We start from the raw sequence: 21,638 nt of genomic DNA on the forward strand, positions 1-21,638 counted from the left end.
GGCGACTTGGCCGCATCCCTATACATTTTTTTTAGCTGCGCAGCTGGCTCTTTCAGTTAGAATAGGGGTTAGTTTTTTTACAGTAGGGTGTACATCTTTTTCTTCAATGAACTTAATAATGGTTGTAACTATTTCTGTCGCTAGTCTATCGACCGGTACACCAATACATGTTAATGGAATTTCTATATCGGCCATTTGGGGGATATTGTCGTAACTAATAATGGAAACGTCTTCAGGAATAGCGAGGTTTTTTTCCTTAATACCTCGAATAATTCCTCCACTAATATCAAAGCTCCCTCCAACAATTGCTGTAGGATGAGTAGGGGAGTTCGGGATTTTTTTGGTTGCCAAATATCCATCGTATGAATTCAGCCCAGCTGTATCGATTAACTGATTATCGTCAGAGGATAAACCAAAGAGAGTCATCGCCTTTTTAAATCCTTTGTGTTTCTCGATTTGCATGTGATCAGTAGATGAGAGGTCTCCAATATAAATAATATCTGTATGGCCTAAATGATATAAATATCTTACAGCTTCATACATTGCTAACTCGTGGTTGGCATCGATAATAGGATATGGAGGATTCTCTTTTTCTGCAACCCCATAGGAAAGTAGAGGAATTGTATTCGCATCGATGGATAAATCCATATTTTCTTCAAATAAAATGATTCCATCCGTTTGAAATCTTTTAAAAGTATCTACAGCTATTTGTACGGGGTCAACGGAAAGAATCATTGAATAGGGTGTTGTGTTAATTTCATCACTAATTTTTGTTACTAGTGTCGACAGGACAACTCGCTCGATTGTCGGCCAAATGAGCCCGATAATCCTAGTTTGCTTAGAGGCAAGTCTTTGGGCAGCAAAATTAGGCTCATAACCTAATTCCTTAGCAATTTCAATAATCCTTTTTTTGGTGTCCTCTTTAACCAAAGGGCTATTATTTAATGCTTTTGATACAGTGGAGTAACTCACTTGGGCAACTTTCGCAATGTCTTTTATCGTTATGTTCATCATTGATCACCTGTTTCAGTATTTGCTATTTATTCTAATGTAACATAAAGTAACAACGTTTTCATTGTTGAGACGATTCAAGCTGAAAAGAATAGAAGTATATCAATAAATGGTGGTATAACTGTAGAAAGAATAATCAGTATGTTGTCATGGAAGCGTTTTCACCTTGGTGTGACTGGGTTTGTAGGAGTATAAGAAATTGATTATATACGATATAGGTACTTATAACTTATGCTAAATGTGCAGTACAAAAAGAAGAAGGGGTGTTTGATAATATGAACTGGAAAAAAGGGGTAACGGCTTTATTTTCGATGCTGGTAGTTTTAATGGTGTTAGTGGCATGTAGTAATGATAAACCGAAAGATGAAAGCGCTTCACCGTCTACAACGAGCGACACAAGTAAAGGGGAGTCGGCTGGGAAGGAAAAAGAAAAAACGAAACTTTCTATAATGACGAAGCTCCACACTGCGGAAGTGCCGGATGAAAAACTACTTAGATTAGTAGAAGAAGCTGCAAATGTAGAAATCAAAATGGAATGGGTTCCTGACAATAACTATAGTGATAAGTTAAATACTGCATTCGCAACTGGAACATTTGCACAAGCTGTAACAATGGGAGCAGATCAGGTAGACCAATTCAAAGGTGCAATTCGTGATGGTCAGTTCTGGGAAATCGGTCCTTACCTTTCTGAGTTTTCAAATTTAGGGAAGTTAAAAGATGAAGTGGTTAACAATACAATGGTTGATGGGAAAGTTTACTCTCTTTATCAAGGTAGACCACTATCTCGACAAGGCATGATTTATCGAAAAGACTGGGCTGATAACTTAGGTTTGGAAGCACCAAAAACAGTAGAAGAGTTCTATGAAATGGCAAGAGCATTTACGGAAGACGATCCAGATGGTAATGGTAAACATGACACAATCGGCTTAACAGATAGAAGTGATTTAATCTATGGTGCATTTAAAACGATTGCATCTTGGTATGGAACACCAAATAACTGGGGCGAACAAGGTGGAGAGTTGCAGCCTGAATTCATGTTCCCAGAGTATATGAATGCAATGAACTTCATGAAAGATTTACGTGATGATAAGTTTATGAACCAAGATTTCCCTGTTACAAGTAAAGAAGATCAGCAGGCATTGTTGAAAAATGGGACAGCTGGTATTTATATCGGTGCAATGGTTGATATTTTAGGGTTGTATAATGATGCAGTTGAGCTTAACCCGGATTTAGTATTTGATGTACACAACTATGTTGCAGGCCCAACTGGTGAATTTACAGTATGGTCGAATCCAGGGTATAACAATGAAATCCTGTTTCCTAAATCTGCAATCAAAACAGAAGAAGAGTTGAAAGATATTTTAGCTTTTTACGACTTAATGATGACACCAGAACTTTCTAACCTTGTTCAATGGGGAGTAGAAGGAGAACATTATTCTGTTGTAGATGGATATGCAGTAATTGATAGCGATCAAGATAAAATTCAAAGAGAAGTATTTGCGTACAATATGCTAGGCATTGGTGAAGCAGAAACAAACGGCAGATACGAATCACGTTTCGATTATGAACCGCGTCAAAAAGCTGAGGCATTAATTTTAGAAAATGATAGTCACTTAATACAAGATCCTACACTTACACTAGATTCAGAAACTTATATTCAAGATGGAGATCGTTTACAAGCAATCATCAACGATGCAACGTACAACTATATCCTAGGCGGAATTGACGAAGCTGGATTTAACAAAGAAATTGAAAAGTGGAAATCTGAAGGCGGAAGTAAAATTATTGAAGAGTTTAATGCATCTAGATAATTAATAAAGTAGAAGATCCTATTCAATTGTTCTAACAAATTGACTTTGACATGCAGTCCATTGAATCGCACAGGAGGGGATTCCCCTCCTTGTTGCGATAAGGAGCAATTATTAGACACGAAAGAAATCCTTTTCAAGGCATATGTATAAAATGTTTTTGATTAGGTAGATATATGAGATTAAAGTGGTTTAGAATTCTACCTCCTAAGAAAGGGTGATAACAATGACTCAGCAGATTACTTTTCCGAAATCGGACAGTACGCAGAAAGCAAAAAACAGCTTGCTAAAAAGGCTTGCAAAGCATAAAATGCTTTACTTAATGATTGCTCCCGGTCTGTTATATTTATTTATTTATAAATATATTCCTATGTTCGGGATGATCATATCTTTTCAAGATTATAAACCTTACTTAGGAATAGCCGGAAGTGAATGGGTAGGGCTTAAGCATTTTGAGAGATTATTTACATCATCAGATTTTTGGATGATTTTAAAAAATACGCTAGTCCTATTTGGATTACAAATACTAATTTATTTCCCAATACCTATCGTTTTAGCATTAATGTTGAATGAATTAAGAAACGAAAAGTATAAAAAAATGGTTCAAACGTTTATTTATTTACCGCACTTCATGTCGTGGGTTGTTGTTGTTTCCATCAGTTATGTATTGTTCACAATGGACGGTGGAATCATAAACGGCTTGCTGAAGAGTGCAGGATCAGAACAAATCAATTTCTTATTGGATGCTAACTGGTTCCGTCCTATGTACATTGGGCAAGTCATTTGGCGTGAGGCTGGTTGGGGAACAATTATTTTCCTTGCAGCAGTTGCTTCAGTGGATCCGCAGTTATACGAAGCGGCGAAGATGGATGGTGCTAATCGATTTAGACAAATGTGGCATATTACGCTACCTGCCATTAAAAGTGTCATTGTCATACTGTTAATACTTAAAATTGGTGATGTATTAGAGCTCGGATTTGAACATGTATTCTTATTATTAAATTCAACAAATCGTCATGTAGCTGAAATTTTTGATACATACGTTTATGTAGCAGGGCTACGACAGGGGCAATTCAGCTATGCAACCGCAGTTGGATTATTTAAGGGCTTTGTAGGTCTTGTACTTGTTATTCTCGCCAACTGGTTGGCAAAAAAGAATGGCGAAGAAGGTATTTATTAATGCTTTAAGGAGGTGTTGTACAAATGATTCAAGACAAATCGGTTGGAAGTCGCTTATTTACTTTTATTAACACATCACTACTAACAATCGTAGCGCTAGTAACGATATTACCCTTTATTCACGTTTTAGGGAGTTCCTTTGCAACGGGTGCTGAAATTGCGAGTAAAAACTTTCTATTGTTTCCGACGAAATTCACATTAAGTGCATATAAATATATATTTTCAACGGATACAGTCTTAAAATCTATTCTCATATCTATATTTGTAACCGTTGTTGGTACGACTTGGAGTATGCTACTCTCTACCATGACAGCGTATGGATTATCGCGCAAAGACCTGCCTGGTAGAAGATATATTATGTTTTTCATCGTCTTTACAATGCTTTTTAATGGTGGAATTATTCCGACATTTATCATTGTACAAAAGACGGGGTTATTGGATTCGTTAGCAGCTTTAATTATTCCAGTGTCCATTAACGTATTTAATATGATTATCTTAAAAACATTTTTCCAAAACTTACCTTCCGGCTTGGAAGAGTCAGCTAAAATTGATGGGGCTGGTGATTTCGCTGTACTATTTAAAATTGTAATCCCATGCTCATTGCCGGCGATTGCAACGATTTCACTATTTTATGGAGTAACCTATTGGAATACCTATATGCATGCCATTTTATATTTAAGTGATGCTGCAAAATGGCCCGTCCAAGTGCTACTACGTCAAATTGTTGTTTTAGCAACGGGTATTTCATACGATAGTGCTGCATACTCAGATGTACCACCTCCATCCCAATCAGTAAAAATGGCGGTTATCGTTGTTGCAACGGTTCCAATCCTACTTGTATATCCTTTCCTACAAAAGCATTTTGCAAAAGGTGCTTTACTAGGATCCGTAAAAGAATAAATAGGCTTCTCATTATTTTTGAGGGGGATATAAGATGTGGTCTGCTGATGGTTATTTGAATAGTTTGTATACTGAAAGTGTGAAGTCACATATAAATGTGTTCGATGAAGCTGGAAAGATTGATTTGAAAAATAAATTCCAACAATTATTAGGGAACTTTGAAGGAGAGGAGGAAGAGCTGGCCCCTCTACTACTTGAGCGGTCAGATATGGGCTCTTATCTCCGATTACGTGTTGAAATATCGACAATTCAGCAATTAAGAATGCCTGTCTATCTATTAATCCCTAAAAATAGAGAGGGCACTAAATTGCCTGCTGTCCTCGCTATTCATGGACATGGCTATGGCAGTAAAGAGGCTGTTGGATTACATCCAGATGGTTCACAGAGAACAGACGTCGGGTACCATAAAGAGTTTGCAATTGAGCTTGTAAAAAAGGGAGTTGTTGTTATTGTCCCAGAATTAATAGGGTTTGGCGATCGGAAATTACAGTCAGATCCTGGAGGGAATTCACCTACAGACAACTCCTGCTTTATGATTGCTAGTCAATTACTTTTAGTAGGGAAGACGTTGGCGGGCCTGCGAGTACAAGAATGTAGACGTGTCATTGACTACTTGCAATCGCTCGAGGAAGTAGATGAAAGTAAAATTGGTTGCATCGGGATATCAGGAGGAGGTTTAGTTGCTTCCTTCACTGCAATCCTAGACGATAGAATAAAGGCGACGGTTGTAAGCGGATATACAAGTACGTTTAAAGGCAGCATTATGGATAGAAGGCATTGCTTGGATAACTATGTACCAAGCATATTGGAATATACTGAAATGCCAAATTTAATCGGCTTAATAGCTCCAAGGGCTCTTTTTATCGAAGCAGGCACAGCCGATCATCTTTTTCCGCTTAAAGAATCATTAGTTGCGATAGAGAGGCTAGCAAAAATCTATCAAACATTTGATGCTGAAGAGTCGTTTTCATCTCATATATTTGAGGGAGGACATGAAATAAATGGGGAAAAATCATTCGAATGGTTGATACATCACATCTCCTTTGTCCTATAATGAATCATTAAAAAATCCACCAAATGACTGTTGTCAATGGTGGATTTTTTGTATTATTCTTGTTTACTTTGCCTATACTTTCCGGGCGTGATACCTTCGACTTTTTTAAACGATCGAATAAAGTTTTGTGAATTTTGATAGTTGAGCTTTTCAGCTATATCTTTAACTGTAATATTGGTTTCCTCTAGCCACTTTTTCGCAACATTAATGCGATAGAGCGCTAAATAATCACTAAATGATGTATTGGTTTCTTTTCTGAAAATACTGCTCAAATAATTTGCATTGTAATGCAGCTTGTCAGCAATATAATTCAATGTTAAGTCAGAATCAAACTCTTGTTGGACAATATGAATGATCTCGTCTGAAATATTTTTGTATTGCGACTGTGTCCGTTCCTCAGACTCATCCATCATCGGATAAATGATTAGTTTTTTAAACCAATTGACAACTTCAGGAAGTGTTCTAAATTCATATAGTTGGTTAAATAAAGATTTATGGCCATCATATTTTAAGACGTTGACACCAAGTGTTTCGGTTAATTTGATTAAATTAGTGAGTAAGCGTACAATGGCAATTTCGTGTTGCGTATTACTTAACTCTTCATTGAACAAAGACTCTAACAGTTTGTCGAGGTTATGGTCCACTTCAAGTTTATCACCCGTTTTAATGGCGTTAAATAGATCATTTTCAATATGCTTCGGATAAAATGTGAAGAAACTAGAATCACTTTGTAGGTTTTCATAAAAGATGATTGAGCCTGGACCGAATTTAAGTATGTGTCTGAGTGCCTCACGACTTTCCTTAAATGCTTCATGCGCATTCGTTAATGTTTGGTATGTTTGACTAATTCCTACGCTTATGGAAATCCCCAACTCATTCTGCACTGCTGATTTAATTCTTTTGATCATCGTTGTAAGTGACTCTGTATAGTGTTTGTCTTCCACTTCATTATCAAAAAAGAGTGTGATTTGTGTGTTGTTTATGACAATAGGCGTCATTCGATTGTTGGAAGGAATCAATTCCTCAATCAACGTATTCACTGTGAATAACAATAATTCTTCGTTTTCGACACGATATTCTGTATCTTCATCCGAATCAATTTGAAGTGCAAGTACTGAAAATCTTCTCCAATTTTGTGTATAGCCAAAGGATAGTAGCTTACTTTCCAATTCCTCATTATGAATATTCCCTTGAAGCAGGCGGGCCATAAAAAATTGCTTAAGTTGCACAATTTGTCCTTGAAGTCTAGATTCTAACTCGTCATTCTGTTCGAGTACATGTTGAATCTGACTTTCTATCATACTAAACTCATCAACCTTTTTCCCGCTTTGACTGATACCTGATAACGAATTCGATAGTGTAGTCGTTATTCGATTGATAGGTGCGTAAAGCCTATGTGATGCAATGAATGAAATGATCAGGGCACCTAGTAAAATGACTGTGCTAATGACTAGTGTAAACCAGCCAATTGAATTTGATTGCTTATTTAATTCACTTATTTTAATAACTGAAATATATGTCCAGTTATTATAGGCAGATTTTCGATAGGTAACCTTGTAATCGCTTCCATTCAGAGCTACGTCATATTGCCCTTTATCGCTAGGAAGTGTATTTAGTTCAGAGATAAATGATTGACTTGAAAAATTTTCCCCGATTTTTTCATGATCATTATGTGTGATTACATTATAATTTTCATCTAAAACCATTAGAGATTCTGAATCTAAATGACTAGTTAACATATCTGTAAAATCACAGACAGGCACATAGGCAATAGCGATTCCCGTTTTTTGATTTGAATTGAGTGGTAATTTTTTAACAAGGTTTATGTAGTGATTACAGGAATTGCCCTCGCTTGAGTCGAACAAAACTTGATCCTCTTGCTCAATTATCCAGGAGGATTTAAAAGGTAGATTAGCATACTTTTGAAGTATGTCATCGGCCTGTCCTTCTTCTAATCTTCTAAGCCCATTGTTATTGATACGCCATCCTTGTTCAAGGCTGACTAATAAAAAGTTGGAGACACCACTGTCAGAACGTTGAAGTTGGTTGATTTCCTTTTTTGTTTGATGATAGAGCTGGAATTGATAGGTTGTTAATGGTTCTTTTAATGTTTTAATAAGCTGGTGAGAGGTTACAAATGTTGTAACTGACAGATCGACTGTTTGCAAGATTTGCTCAAAGTTGGTTTGAATCTGATAGATGCTTTGTTGTTTTTCTTCGGCAACATTCGATTGAATAATTTCTGCTGATTTTAAATAGGAAAACAACCCTACTATAATTACTGGAAGTGTCGCCAAAATTGTAATAATCGTTAATAGTTTGATATAAATTTTCTTTCTGTTTCTCATTAACTAGTCCCCTTTTATTCGAAAACATCTGTAAGCTTGGCTTTGCTTTTAAATACGTGAGAATTGGTTTACCGCATCAACTTAATTATAACATAATGCTTTCTGGAATACAGTTTGAATTTATAGTTTTCTTAATAATCATTTAATAACATTGCATTAAAACGCTGAAAAACGGACTACATAAGGCTAAACAGTTTATATGATTATAGATGTGATGGTCTAGTTAGGCTAAAATAAAGTCCAACAATGAAAATAGGAGCGTTGAGTATGACTAGAAAAAATAACTTGAAGGCTGTAGTTGTATTTCTAATGCTTGCTTGTTCATTTCTTTTGGCAAGTTGTCAGCAGCAGACAAATGATGGAGAGTTTCAAATTCTCGTCTTCTCAACTATTTCAGAAGATACATTGACGGAGATGAAGGAGGATATAAAACTCGATCAAGAAAGCGCTGACATTTTGTTGTATCCATCGGTTGCTGAAAGGCTCATGATAGAAATTGTTCGACATTCTGGAGATATTATCATAATGGACCGTGAATTGCTGGCGACAGCATATGATTCTAAAGAGATTTATCCATTAGATGAATTTAGGGATGACAACAACACAGTTGCATTAACTGATTTTGAGTTAGCGGCAAAACAAGCAGCTGGTGAAGAGGTGGAAATAGGTCAAATTTATCCTAACGCAATCCGCGTCAGTTATATAGATAAATATGATTTTGGTTCTACCCCACTGGAATTAGTTGCAATTATTCCTAAGTATACAAAGAATAAAGAAATGGCCTTTTCAATTTTGGAGCGGCTCGTTCACTAATTGAGATGAGAAAGGGTGATTGAAGTGGAGTTAGAAGGGCTAACCGGACGTTTTTTGAGAATTTGTGAACTTATTTCTAAATTAGCTTATGCAAATTTGTTGTGGATTTTATTTACACTACTAGGATTAGGGATCTTTGGTTTTATGCCTGCCACAGTTGCATTGTTTACGGTTACCCGTAAATGGGTGATGGGGGATAGGGATATACCTGTATTTAAAACATTTTGGACTACTTATCGTCAAGAGTTTTTCAAGTCCACATTTTTTGGTGTAGTGCTTTTTGCAATCGGTTACATTATTTATATTGATTTGGCCTTTTCACCAACAGGCGGTCTGTTCACGTTACTGAGAGCTGCTTTATTTATTTGTGGTGTGATGTATGTTGTTTTGTTACTCTATATTTTTCCGATTTATGTACATTATGATTGGAATAAGAGACTGTACATCAAATATGCATTGTTAATTGGGATATCGCATCCTCATTATACATTTGTTCTACTGGCTGGGATTGCAGCTCTGTATTATCTCTGCATCTCAATACCAGGAATTATTCCATTTTTCAGTGTTAGTCTTTTATCATATATGATGATGTGGTTTGTGTATAAGGTGATTCAAAAGATGGAGCTGGCACAATCAATAGGAAAGGACAAAGAAGTAGAGGCGCAATCAGTAGAAGTAGTAGAAGCGTAAGGACAAAAAATGAGTATGGGAGCTGGGGAAATGAGTAAGAAATATGTATTAATTGGTACAGGTGGAAGAGCGGAGTTTTTTTACGGTGCAATGGTTAGAGATTTTAAAGATACTTGTCAGTTAGTTGCTTTTTGTGATGTCAATCAAACAAGAATGGATTATTCAAACCGCTTATTAGAAGAAAAGTATGATCATCCTCAAATTTCGACCTATTTGGCAAGTGAATTTGAAATGATGATTGCGCAAGAGAAACCAGATATCGTCATTGTGACAACAGTGGATCGCACGCATCATACATATATTGTTAGGGCATTGGAGTTAGGTTGTGATGTTATTACTGAAAAGCCAATGACAATAGATGCTGAGAAGACACAGGAAATCATTGATGCGATTAAGCGAACGGGGCAAGAAGTACGTGTCACATTTAACTATCGCTATGCGCCGCATAATACAAAAATTAGAGAACTTATTCGTGATGGTGTCATAGGAGATGTTTATTCCATTAATTTTGAATGGGCACTAGATACGCAGCACGGTGCAGATTACTTCCGTAGATGGCATCGCAATAAAGCGAATAGCGGCGGCCTGCTCGTTCATAAATCCACACATCATTTTGATTTGGTGAATTTTTGGTTAAATTCAACGCCTGAAACAGTTTATGCTACGGGTGGCTTACGTTTTTATGGCAAAGAAAATGCCGAAAAACGTGGAGAAACAAAGTTCTATCAGCGTGCACACGGCAGTGAAAATGCCAAAAATGATCCTTTCGCTATTCAATTGGAGGATAATCCCCATTTGAAGTCGCTTTACTTAGATGCGGAAAAAGATGATGGTTATCAGCGTGATCAGAGTGTGTTTGGTGATGGCATTGATATTGAAGACACTCTAGGTGTGATGGTTACGTATAAAAACAAAGCAGTTTTAACGTATTCACTCAATGCTTATTTACCGTGGGAAGGATTTATCGTGTCCTTTAATGGTAGTAAGGGAAGAATCGAAGTACAAGTCCGTGAACAATCCTATATAAATTCTGGTGGTTCAAAAGAGGATGAAGGGAAGCTGAAAGAGAAGTCGGTGAAAGTATTACCGATGTTCGGTGAACCTTATGAAGTTGAAGTTGTAGAAGGAGAAGGTGGTCACGGTGGCGGCGATCCAATTCTATTACAAGATCTTTTCGGAGTACCTTCCGAAGATGAGTTCAACCGAGCGGCCTCACATATTGACGGCGCAACATCCATTTTAACCGGAATCGCTGGGAACATCTCACTGAAAACAGGTCAAGCTGTTAAAGTTGAGGACTTGGTTAAATTTTAACTTGATTCAGCAGAAGTCCCCCACTTCTATAGGGGAGAAATTTAGTTCCATTTCTCCTTAGTGGTGGGATGCATGCCAGAAAAGCATTTCAATCAGAGGGAGTTCAAACTCCCTGCTGATTAAGGAGGAATGAAGTTCAATTCCTCCCTGTTAAGCCTCCGACGTACAGGACGTACTAGTGCCGACAATGACACAGGACGTGGCGTTTTTGTCGGCCGGCGGATGTTAGGGATTTTGAGGGGAGTGAATTGTGCTGTGCACAATTCAAAATCCCAACGCAATTACGCCGAGGCGCAATTGATCTACCTAAAGGGAGGGATTTTAAGCTTCAATTTTAAGCAGTAAAAGCATTGCCATTAATGAGAATCATGTTTTAAGATTCTCATTTCTTTTCGCTAATAATATTTTCAATATTGGGAAAGTAAAATCCTTAGGAGGCTCTAAATGAAGAAACATAGACGATTATTTATGTTATTTATGGTATTTATTTTGTTAACCCCTAATTTAAACGTTGCTAAAGTGGCAGCGGAATTGGATAATCCTTTTGATGAGATGACTGATATTTCGAGTGATTTAGAAGGAAATCTACTGACTAATGATAGTGATCAATCTGAGATAATTAATGACGATTCCGGAATTACAGAAATTATGGAAGTTGCAGAAGCTAATAAGGAGATTGCAACGATTTATAGTGACTGGTCTGGTACTGTTTTTGGTGATGTCGGTGGACAAGACAAAATAACGACAGATAACTTTGAAATAACGGAAGATGAAGAAGAGCGCAATAAGGTTTTAGTAAGAAGCTCAGGGAATCGTGGTAAAATTTCCTCGAGCTCTGATGGCATTGCGTATTACTTTAAGCAAGTACCTACAGCTGCGAATTTTGAATTGAAAGCAACCGTAACAGTAGAACATTTTGATGCCAATAACCAAGTCTCATTTGGAGTTATGCTACGTGATGATGTACATGCTTATTTACATGGAACTGAATATGGTGCAGGTGACTATGTTGCGGTAGGTGCACTCGATCAAACAATGAAAACATTTACCAGATTGGACGGAGTGCTATCAAAAATCGATTTTGAAAATACGATAACGCCTCCAACGAATGGTGAAGTATATGAGTTAAGTGTGAAGAAGAGCGGGAACTTAGTGTCAGTTAAAATTGGTGATGAAGTGAGTGTCATAGATGGGTTCACAGGAGATATCAATTATGCAGGTTTATTCACAGCACGAAATGCAAAAGTTAACTATACCAATGTAAATTTAACGATTGAGGATGAAGTTGAACTAGGGGATTGGGGGTTTAGTGTATTCGGTGATAATACGAATGATGACAGAAACCCAGATCCGACTGTGCATGAAGATGGTTCAGTTACGTTAGCGGCAGCAGGTGGAAAAATCTCTAGTTCTGTCGATGGTATTTCTTTTTATCATAAAGAATTACCGTCACAAGCGAATTTTGAAATGCATGCAAAAGCTACTATTCATAAATTTGGCGCGAATAACCAAGTATCTTTTGGGTTAATGGTTCGTGACGAAATTGGTGAGCATAGGAATTCGAGCGGACATCAATCGAATTATGTTGCAGTAGGTGGTTTAGATCAATCCGTAAAAGGATTTTATAAACAGGAAACACAAACAAAACTTCAACCATTCGATAGTAATATCCCGACGCCTGGGAATGAATATGATTTAATGATAAAAAAATCGGGTGATACGTATGTTGTATCTGTTAATGGGGAAGATAGCGAGCCAATAATTTTGACAGACTTATTAGCTGACAACGTTTTTGCCGGTATTTATGTAGCAAGAGATGCTGAAGTTACTTTTAGCGATACGGAAATCAAAATAGATACAAGAGTAGTAGAAAATTTGTTTGTTGATTCAACGAATATGAAAATAGAGTACTTAGTTGGGGAAGCTTTAGATGTGACAGGGCTTGTTGTTACAGCGGAGTTTACAGATGGAAGCTCGGAAATGATTTCGGCCAACGATTACATCGTCACAGGATTCGATAATAGTGAAGCCGGTACAAACACAATTACGATTAATTACAATGGAGTGTCTACAACAGTTAACTTAGAAATCCAAACATTAGCTGTTACAGATCTTGCGATTAAATATTACCCAGCGAAGCTGGAGTATTACAAAGGTGATTCATTTGATCCACAAGGCTTGGTAGTTGTAGCAACATATAATGATGGCTACAAAACAGCCGTGTTGTCGGATGATCAATTTAGTTTCTCTCTAAGTGGAACTGATTTCCCTGTAGATGGCTATATATTTGAGGAAGCTGGTAGTATACCAATCACAATTAGCTCATTAGAAACACCAGAGCAATCGATTGTTTTACATGTCGATGTGAAAGACGCAAATCTAAACACTGTGGAAATTAAGGATTTACCGGAAAAACTGATTTACTTCATTGGTGATGAATTGGATTTAGCTGGTTTATCCGTCTACGCAAAGTATAGTGATGGTAAAGAAGTTCGATTAGTCCCCGCTGATTATGTTGTGGGTGGATTTGATTCGACTTCTGCTGGAAGTAAAACAGTTTCAATTATGCACAAAGGGAAAGAAGTAGCCTTTGAGGTTACTGTAAAAGTTAAAGAAGTTGAAGGAATCGAAGTTACGAACTATCCTAAAACGACCTATTATATCGGTGATGACTTTGATAGTAGTGGATTAGTCGTTTCAAAAGTCTATGATAATGCGGACCGTGATGTCTTAGGGGAAGCAGATTATACGATTAATACGACCGGTTTTGACAATCAGACAGTTGGAACTTACACCATTCAATTAATCCCAGCCGATTCAAATTTGGCGACGATTGATTTCAAAGTTACTGTAAGAGAACAAATAGTACCTGAATGGAAACAAATTCGATTTGGTCAATCATCCTCCACATCTAGTAATTATATTGAAGTGTTAGAAGATGGCGTTATTAAACTTGTTGCACTTGAAGGCGGCGGAAAAGTTACGGGTGACCATGACGGCATTACATTCTACTATACGGAAATTGATGCAGAAGAGGATAACTTTGTTTTATCCGCAGACATTAAAATCGAAGCATTTGCAAAAACACCGTATGATGGCCAGGAATCTTTCGGAATTATGGCGAGAGATGTGAATGGAGCAGCAGATGATTCAAGTGTCTTTGCTTCAAACATGGCAGCGATTGGCGGGTTTAGTGGAGGAACCCGTGAACCGATAGGGACACAATTATTTGCAAGAACTGGCGTGGTCGCTCCTGACGGGGAAGGTAGCCAAGGCATTCAGAAAATCATGTTAGATTCAATAAGACCTGATGCCCATAATACTGCAGATAATTACCGTTTGACGCTTGCGAAAACAAATAGTGGTTTTACAGGTAAAATAAATGATGGCCAAGAAGAAACCATTTACGAACCTGAAATTTTAAAAATACAAGATGGAAAAATGTATGTCGGTTTTTACACAGCTCGTCTAGCTACAATTAAAGTTCAAAATATCGATTTAACGATTACAGCTGCAGCTACAGATACACCAAAAGTTTCACCCCCAGCTGAAGCAGTTGCACCTAAATTGGAGATTCAATCATTAGATAAAGTATCTAAAACTGATTACCAATTGGTGTTAAAATCGAATGTCAGTGGAACGGTTACGGTTAAAAAAGAGCAAGTGATTATCGCAGACAATATGACTATTGAAGCAGGAGAAGTCGTTAACATACCTGCAGTCCTTGCGGATAATACAGATACGAACTTTACTGTTTCTTTTTTACCGGATGATACACAGTTTTTAACAGATTACAATCGATTCGTACAAAACTTTACTGTTACGATGAAAACATATGTAGATGATGGCGATATTTATGTGTCGCCTGAAGGGACGAGTGTAGGGGATGGTACGAAAGCATCGCCACTTGATTTGGATACAGCAATTGAATTTGTTAGGGAAGGCCAAAAAATTATAGTACTTGAAGGCCATTACATCCGTTCATCGCCATTGGTGATTGGAAAATCTAACGATGGAACAAAAAATGCGATGAAGTATTTAATCGCCGATTCTAATGCAACAGAACGACCGCTCATTGATTTTGATAAAAAATCAGAAGGAGCCGTGCATAGTGGGAATTACTGGCATGTTGAAGGGATTGACTTTGCACGTTCCGCTGGAAATACAAAAGGTTATACAGTAGGTGGAAGCCATAACACGATTGAAAATATAAGAACATTTGAAAATGGAGATACAGGACTTCAAATTAGCCGTACAGATGTTTATGAGGAAGATAAGACGAAATGGCCGTCTCATAACCTTATATTAAACAGCATCTCGTTTGATAATAGCGACCCATCAGAAAATAATGCCGATGGTTTTGCGGCAAAATTAACATCCGGTGAAGGGAATATCTTCAGGGGAACGGTAGCTTACAACAATATCGATGATGGATGGGATTTGTATACAAAAGTTGGAACAGGCGCGATTGGTGCAGTGCTAATCGAAAATAGTATTGCGTTTAACAACGGAACATTGTCAAATGGCCATGAAGGTAGTGGTGACAAAAACGGCTTCAAACTTGGTGGGGAAGGGGTCCACGTACCTCACGTTATTAAAAATAGTCTAGCATTTGATAATGGTACGTACGGTTTTACTAGTAACAGCAACCCAGGTGTTATTGCTCAAAATAATATTAGTGTAGATAATGGCACGAACTTGGGCTTTACAACTTACAATGGAATCACAACGGATTTCACAATCGATGGGTTTATCTCAATCAAAACAGAAGGTGCATCGAAAGATAGTTATCCTTCAGCGTTGGAATCGGATCATAACTTTATGTTTAATGGAAGTAAATCAATTAATAAATCAGGCCAAGAAATTTCAGCAGAATATACAGATGCTATTTTTGCAAGCATAACGGAAATGTTCAATTTCGATGATAAAGGAAAAATTCTTTCGGTAAATAGGGAGCAATGGAATAATCTCTGGAGTGCATTTGAGGATGGTATTGATAAGGAAGAACCGGTTGACAATACGCCAACACCACCAACTGGTCCATCAGCTCCAGTGCCAACTAATCCAACACCATCAACTGGGTCAACAACTTCAATAAAACCAGTACCAACTGATCCAACACCAGTTGAACCGGTTGAACCAGTTGTTACTACACCGATAACACCGGTACTATTTATAGATGTAGCAGGTCATTGGGCAGAGAGTTATATCCAACGAGCTACTGCACTGGGTATCTTTAAAGGGTATCCGGATGGTGAATTTAAACCAAATAATTATCTAACGCGTGCTCAGGCTACATCTTTGATTGTTCGTGCTTTAGGATTGCATACTGACGAAGGGACACCATTTAATGATATCTTCGAATATGCCGACGAAACGCAAGCAGAAATTGCAGCTGCTTATAAATATGGTATTGTCAAAGGGAGCAATAATAACTTTAATCCTTCTGCTAAAGTCACTCGTGCACAAATTGCATTGATGATTCAACGTGCATATGAATACAAAACAGGAAATATCTACTCTGCATCAAAAGAAGCACCGTTTTCCGATTTTGGAAAATACGATATAGAAACAGTCAATGCGATTTCAATGCTTTTTGATTTTGAAATTGCATCTGGGTTTGAAGGTAAATTCATGCCGAATAATCCAATAACTCGCGCACAAGCAGCAAAGATAATTGTTAACTTCATCGACGTACTGAATAATTAAGAATAGGCTGCTCGAGTATTCAAATAATAGCCTTCTATTAGCTTTTAGAAGGCTCTATTTGATAGTACTAAGACTACTGCTACGTAAGTGTAAATTCAGCTGATCTATGAAACAGTCGGAATGAAATTAAAAGTAACGTATTTTTAGAAAAGGGTGATATTCATGCAGGGAGAAAAAATCAGTATCTATTTGGCGGCAGATTCAACAGTCCGGAATTATGATTCAACAGAATACCCGCAAGCCGGCTGGGGGCAGTTTATAGCGGATTATTTAACACCTGAAGTAGCGGTTAAAAATCATGCAGTAGGGGGAAAAAGCTCTAAATCATTCATTACGGAAGGATTGTTTGATCCGATAATAGATGCAATCGAAGAGAATGACTATTTATTTATTCAATTTGGACATAATGATTCAACAAAGGATCGCCCAGAACGTTATACGGAAGCATATGATGATTATAAACATTACTTGCAGCAATATATTGACGAGGCTCGAGCCAAAAAGGCTATCCCGGTGTTAGTAACTCCTGTTGGAAGGCTTCATCATGTCAGTGGGGAATTTTTAACGGACTTTGGGGATTACTGTAATGCGATGAAAGAGGTTGCGGAAGCCAATGATGTATTTATCATTGATTTGATGAAAAAAAGTATTGAATATCTGTCTTCGATTGGTTATGATCGCGCCAAGGAGCTCTATATGATAACTGTGAATGGAACAGATTGTACACATTCGACTGAAAAAGGAGCACAAGAAATGGCAAGACTAGTTAGCCAGGAAATCAAAGAGTTGAATTGCAGTTTATCGAGCTATATTAAGTAATGAAAAAGGGTATCCATTCAGTTGGATACCCTTAAAATATCACGTCTGTTGATTAACATTTAATTGCATAAATCATGGGTAAGTAAAGGCTTGAAAACCACCTTTTCACTAGATCATTTCCGGTTCGCTTTCGGCGAACTATTTAAGACATAATTTTACCAAGGAGGAATTGCAGTTCATTCCTCCCCCGAGGAGCAAGGGCGGCTAGAAACGACTTCGTCATTTCTAGCCAGCCTTTAGGGAGGAATTGGGGTTCATTCCTCCTTGGTCATCTTGTTATGAATACTTGCCTGTCGCATACCTACAACGTTCAAGTGAAAAATGCAGTTGCTTGGAAAGAAAAGAATAGATGACTTTCTATAGGGTGTAAGTGCCCGAAGATGCAATTTCGGGCACTCTTGCACGTTGTATAAGGTACTCGCACTTTACTTTTAGCAAATTTTATAAGAATGTGACACTACCTAAAATAACAGTGAGTAGGACCATGGTAAAAGCTTCAGCTGCCAAAATTGTATCTTTGGCGGCTTTTATCCAAGTAAAAAGCCAGCTATTCTTTCTTCCCTAAAAGCATTAGCGCTTTATGTACTTATATCTTTGGAGAGCGACGGATGAACGACCAAAATACGATTACCGGAAAAATGTATAGGGATGCGGCGAAGTCGCATCCCTATACATAAAAAAACAGCCGGTAATAGTATAGAAGTCGTTCAATCCACAGCGAACCAAAGCTACTATACACAGAGTGCCTAGTGTTTAATTAAGTTGCTTTTTGGTAAATCAACAGGCGTGTTAAAATATATTCTATTTATCGAAGTGAACCCTTATTAAATAAGTTTTTATTTTTATAACGGTCAGTCGTTCTGTAAATGATGATACTGACAATAACTAATCCAGCTAACTCACCTAATGATGCAGCAATCGCACCGTTCACTCCGTTTAACTGAGGTGATAGTTGGATTAACAATAACATAGTTACAACTACAACAATCAAATTTGCAAGTTGGGCAAAAAGCATTTTGTTAGTTTGTCGTCTGAGCATTAAAAATCCATTTAGAAAGTCAACCCAAGGAAAAACAAGTGTTTTAATAATGAAAAATTTCAATACCGTAATTGTTGCTAAAGATAAGGGTTCATCAGCACCCATAACACGCTGCATAAATGCCATTCCAAGAGGAGTGTAGCATAACAGGCATAATAATAGCGTTGGAATGATACTAGCAAAAATCACAAATTTAACGACCTTTTTTTTGTCATCAGCATAAAATTGTAACACTAATTGATGGGTATACATGAAAAATCCTAAAATCAAATTTGTAATACTAAAAGCTAAGGCGAAGGAAGCGATACTCATCTCGATATTAGTCGACTTCGCCAATAAAATATAAATAACTGGAGTAAGAATCGTTTGCAAGAGAAAATAGTACATCAAAGGGAAATAAAACCTTGATACATCTGTTTTTACTAAAGGAGGAGAATCGACCGGATGTAAACCGTTTCTTAACAGCGAGTCCCCTTTGTAAACACTAACAAGACATTCAATCAGCATACCGACCAGAAAAATAATCGCTCCACTGACACTTGTAATAAAGTTGAAATTCACCATTAAATAGGCAGTTATAAACATCGCAATCAGTCGAGCAACGACACCAATTGTTAACCAATTAGTTGCTAACTGTGTAATGATAATACCCTGATACAATCCACGAATTCCTGAAAAAATAATAACCAAAATAACAACTTTAAACGCTAGTGAAATCGCTTCGACCATGTTGGCAGTTGCACCGAAAATATTAATATAAAACCAGTGTCCTAATGGGCTAAATGCAATTACTGTACTGATTATCATTGTAACTACCAAGACATAGATAAAAAATCTACCTACTAATTTGAATGTGCTTTTATCGGTAACCAATGCCGAGGACGTTTGTCGAAAGACAATCATAGGTCTTTCGAGGATGCTGAATAATGACATCGCTATGGCATAACAAGCGATAATAAAAGCAGCATGCTCTCCTCTACTTAATGTACCGTTAATAATCACATGTGTAATTGAGGTTAAACTTGCCGAGATACCTAGTGGAATAAAAAAAGCACTAAGCTGTCTATAAGATAACCGACCTGATGAATGCAAGATACAAACCCCATCTCTATTAACAACGTTGTTAATTAGAAGTGTAAAGAACTTTGATTGTTATTTCAACTAGAAAGATTAATAGTTTAGAATCTATCGAATAAAGCACAGGAATCACTTGCTCTTTTCCTATAAATCATATATTATGTAAATAACAACGTTGTTATTTGGTTGTTGGCGGTATCATATTTCTGATAATAGTAATGAAAACGCTCTCTTCGTGAAGGTGTGTATTGTAAATTATAAAGATGGAATCAGTAGTCTAGTAAAAAAGTCCAAATAAAAAACAAAGGATTGATTATGATGAAGATATTATTGCCAATTATTGAGTTACTAGAACAAGGGAAAGTAGCACCTCAAACGGAACAAGTTACTGTCTATCAAGAGTCTTATACAGTTCATGACAATGTACATTTATTAATGGTAAAGGTGAATGCTGAAAAATTTATTTTAGCAACAGGAGCTAGTTCAATCTATGATGAGCTAGCTGGAACAAGCGTTGAAGGAAAAGGGAAAGCATGCCCATTAACACACGAAAACCGTCTAGTATTGAATCGCTATTTCCCTTATACAGCTCCACAAGCATTTGGTACAAAAATTGCAACAATCGGCTTAGGAGATCGTTTGGGATTAGCATCACCTGGACATATTGAAACAATCAAGGGGAAAAAGATTAAACCAGTCCTTGCTCAACAAAGTATTCGTGAATTGACACTTACTAATCGCTCGATGAACGATATGCTTGATGCAGCTGCATATGCTGTTTTCCAAGAAGGTTATACAGGTGGATACGGTGCAGACGGCGATCACATTAAGCTAGAATCTGACATTAAATATGCATTATCACTGGGTGTATCCATGATTACATTGGATTGTTCAGATCAGATTGACAAAACAATTGAAGAAGCGTCCGATGAAGTGATTGTCAAGGAATTTGCTAAAGTTCCTGAGGAAGTTAAGCAAGTGTACTTCGAGAAGTATTTAAACAAAATTTTTGAGGTGAATGGTTTATCTCTATCATTCGATGAAACGTCATTAATGAGAAATATCTTACTGTATGATGAGGCTATTACGTACACAACGCATGTTTATAATGAATATATCAGCAAAGAAGACCGTGCGATTGACTTTGAAATTTCGATTGATGAAACAGAAACAGTTACAGCACCGATTTCTCATTTCTTCGTTGCGAATGAACTGATCGAAAGAGGTGTGACGGTCGTCAGTCTTGCTCCAAGATTCTGTGGAGAATTCCAAAAAGGAATTGACTATATCGGGGATGTAGTGCAATTTGAAGTTGAATTACGTGAACACGCGTTAATTGCGGAGCATTTCGGGTATAAGTTAAGTATCCACTCCGGCAGTGATAAGTTTAAAGTTTTCCCGATTATTGCGAAATATACAAAAGGTGTTTTCCACGTGAAAACGGCTGGAACAAACTGGTTAGAAGCAGTTCGCGTCATTGCGAAAACAAATCCAAGTTTGTATCGTAACATGCATGTATTTGCTTTAGAAAACTTTGAAGAAGCATTGAAGTATTATCATGTTACACCAGACTTAGTGAGTATTAAGGAACTAGACAATGTAGCAGATGAACAGCTTGCTGAGTATATGGAAGATGATGCAGCAAGACAATTATTCCATGTCACATACGGTTTGATTTTGACTGCGAAAGATGAAACAGGTCAGCACGTATTTAGAGATGAGTTCTTCAAAACACTTGATGTACATGAAACAGATTATCGTAAGGCACTTGTTAGCCATATCGGAAAACATATTGAATTACTAGGTCTGTGAGATAGAGAATAAAATTGTACTAGCTACTCCATAGTGTGGAGTAGCTAGTTGAAATGAAAACCACT

Annotated in this window: 13 protein-coding genes; 10 read left to right on the top strand and 3 right to left on the bottom strand. The window is 37.2% G+C overall.

Annotated features, from left to right (window positions below):
- Positions 1-18: 18 nt before the first annotated feature.
- A complete protein-coding gene (locus N1I80_RS09310; RefSeq protein ID WP_340737603.1) occupies positions 19-1,011 on the bottom strand; it encodes a LacI family DNA-binding transcriptional regulator in 993 nt (330 codons plus the stop codon).
- Between the two features lie 275 nt (positions 1,012-1,286).
- Between N1I80_RS09310 and N1I80_RS09315 the strand changes: the two genes are divergently transcribed.
- From N1I80_RS09315 to N1I80_RS09330, 4 genes are all read left to right on the top strand, one after another.
- Positions 1,287-2,822, top strand: coding sequence for an extracellular solute-binding protein (locus N1I80_RS09315; protein WP_340737604.1), 1,536 nt, complete (start codon positions 1,287-1,289; stop codon positions 2,820-2,822).
- A gap of 307 nt (positions 2,823-3,129) precedes the next feature.
- Complete coding sequence (locus N1I80_RS09320) at positions 3,130-3,999, top strand: ABC transporter permease (RefSeq protein ID WP_445683702.1); 870 nt, start codon at positions 3,130-3,132, stop codon at positions 3,997-3,999.
- 23 nt (positions 4,000-4,022) lie between these two features.
- Positions 4,023-4,898, top strand: coding sequence for a carbohydrate ABC transporter permease (locus N1I80_RS09325; protein WP_340737606.1), 876 nt, complete (start codon positions 4,023-4,025; stop codon positions 4,896-4,898).
- 34 nt (positions 4,899-4,932) lie between these two features.
- The gene (locus N1I80_RS09330) at positions 4,933-5,952 is read left to right on the top strand and encodes an alpha/beta hydrolase family protein (protein ID WP_340737607.1); all 1,020 of its coding nucleotides are present in this window, start codon (positions 4,933-4,935) and stop codon (positions 5,950-5,952) included.
- 53 nt (positions 5,953-6,005) lie between these two features.
- Here the strand turns inward: N1I80_RS09330 and N1I80_RS09335 are convergent, their stop codons facing one another.
- Positions 6,006-8,300, bottom strand: a complete 2,295-nt coding sequence (locus tag N1I80_RS09335) for a helix-turn-helix domain-containing protein (RefSeq protein WP_340737608.1) — start codon at positions 8,298-8,300, stop codon at positions 6,006-6,008.
- 267 nt (positions 8,301-8,567) lie between these two features.
- Between N1I80_RS09335 and N1I80_RS09340 the strand changes: the two genes are divergently transcribed.
- From N1I80_RS09340 to N1I80_RS09360, 5 genes are all read left to right on the top strand, one after another.
- Positions 8,568-9,113 (top strand): hypothetical protein, encoded by a 546-nt coding sequence (locus N1I80_RS09340; RefSeq protein WP_340737609.1) that lies wholly within the window; start codon positions 8,568-8,570, stop codon positions 9,111-9,113.
- Positions 9,114-9,128: 15 nt separating this feature from the next.
- Positions 9,129-9,803 carry a YesL family protein gene (locus N1I80_RS09345; protein WP_340737610.1) on the top strand — a complete coding sequence of 225 codons (675 nt, stop codon included), beginning with the start codon at positions 9,129-9,131 and terminating at the stop codon, positions 9,801-9,803.
- A gap of 30 nt (positions 9,804-9,833) precedes the next feature.
- A complete protein-coding gene (locus N1I80_RS09350; RefSeq protein ID WP_340737611.1) occupies positions 9,834-11,117 on the top strand; it encodes a Gfo/Idh/MocA family protein in 1,284 nt (427 codons plus the stop codon).
- Positions 11,118-11,561: 444 nt separating this feature from the next.
- A complete protein-coding gene (locus tag N1I80_RS09355) occupies positions 11,562-16,826 on the top strand; it encodes a bacterial Ig-like domain-containing protein (RefSeq protein WP_340737612.1) in 5,265 nt (1,754 codons plus the stop codon).
- A gap of 162 nt (positions 16,827-16,988) precedes the next feature.
- Complete coding sequence (locus tag N1I80_RS09360; RefSeq protein ID WP_340737613.1) at positions 16,989-17,645, top strand: rhamnogalacturonan acetylesterase; 657 nt, start codon at positions 16,989-16,991, stop codon at positions 17,643-17,645.
- 805 nt (positions 17,646-18,450) lie between these two features.
- On the opposite strand, the gene N1I80_RS09365 is transcribed toward N1I80_RS09360, so the two are convergent.
- Positions 18,451-19,776, bottom strand: coding sequence for a multi antimicrobial extrusion protein MatE (locus N1I80_RS09365; protein ID WP_340737614.1), 1,326 nt, complete (start codon positions 19,774-19,776; stop codon positions 18,451-18,453).
- A 303-nt stretch (positions 19,777-20,079) separates the two neighbouring features.
- Here N1I80_RS09365 and N1I80_RS09370 point away from each other — a divergent pair, with 303 nt between their 5' ends.
- A complete protein-coding gene (locus N1I80_RS09370; RefSeq protein ID WP_340737615.1) occupies positions 20,080-21,573 on the top strand; it encodes a tagaturonate epimerase family protein in 1,494 nt (497 codons plus the stop codon).
- The last annotated feature ends 65 nt before the right edge of the window (positions 21,574-21,638 follow it).

Source organism: Sporosarcina sp. FSL K6-3457 (assembly GCF_038007285.1).
Taxonomy (GTDB): Bacteria; Bacillota; Bacilli; order Bacillales_A; family Planococcaceae; genus Sporosarcina.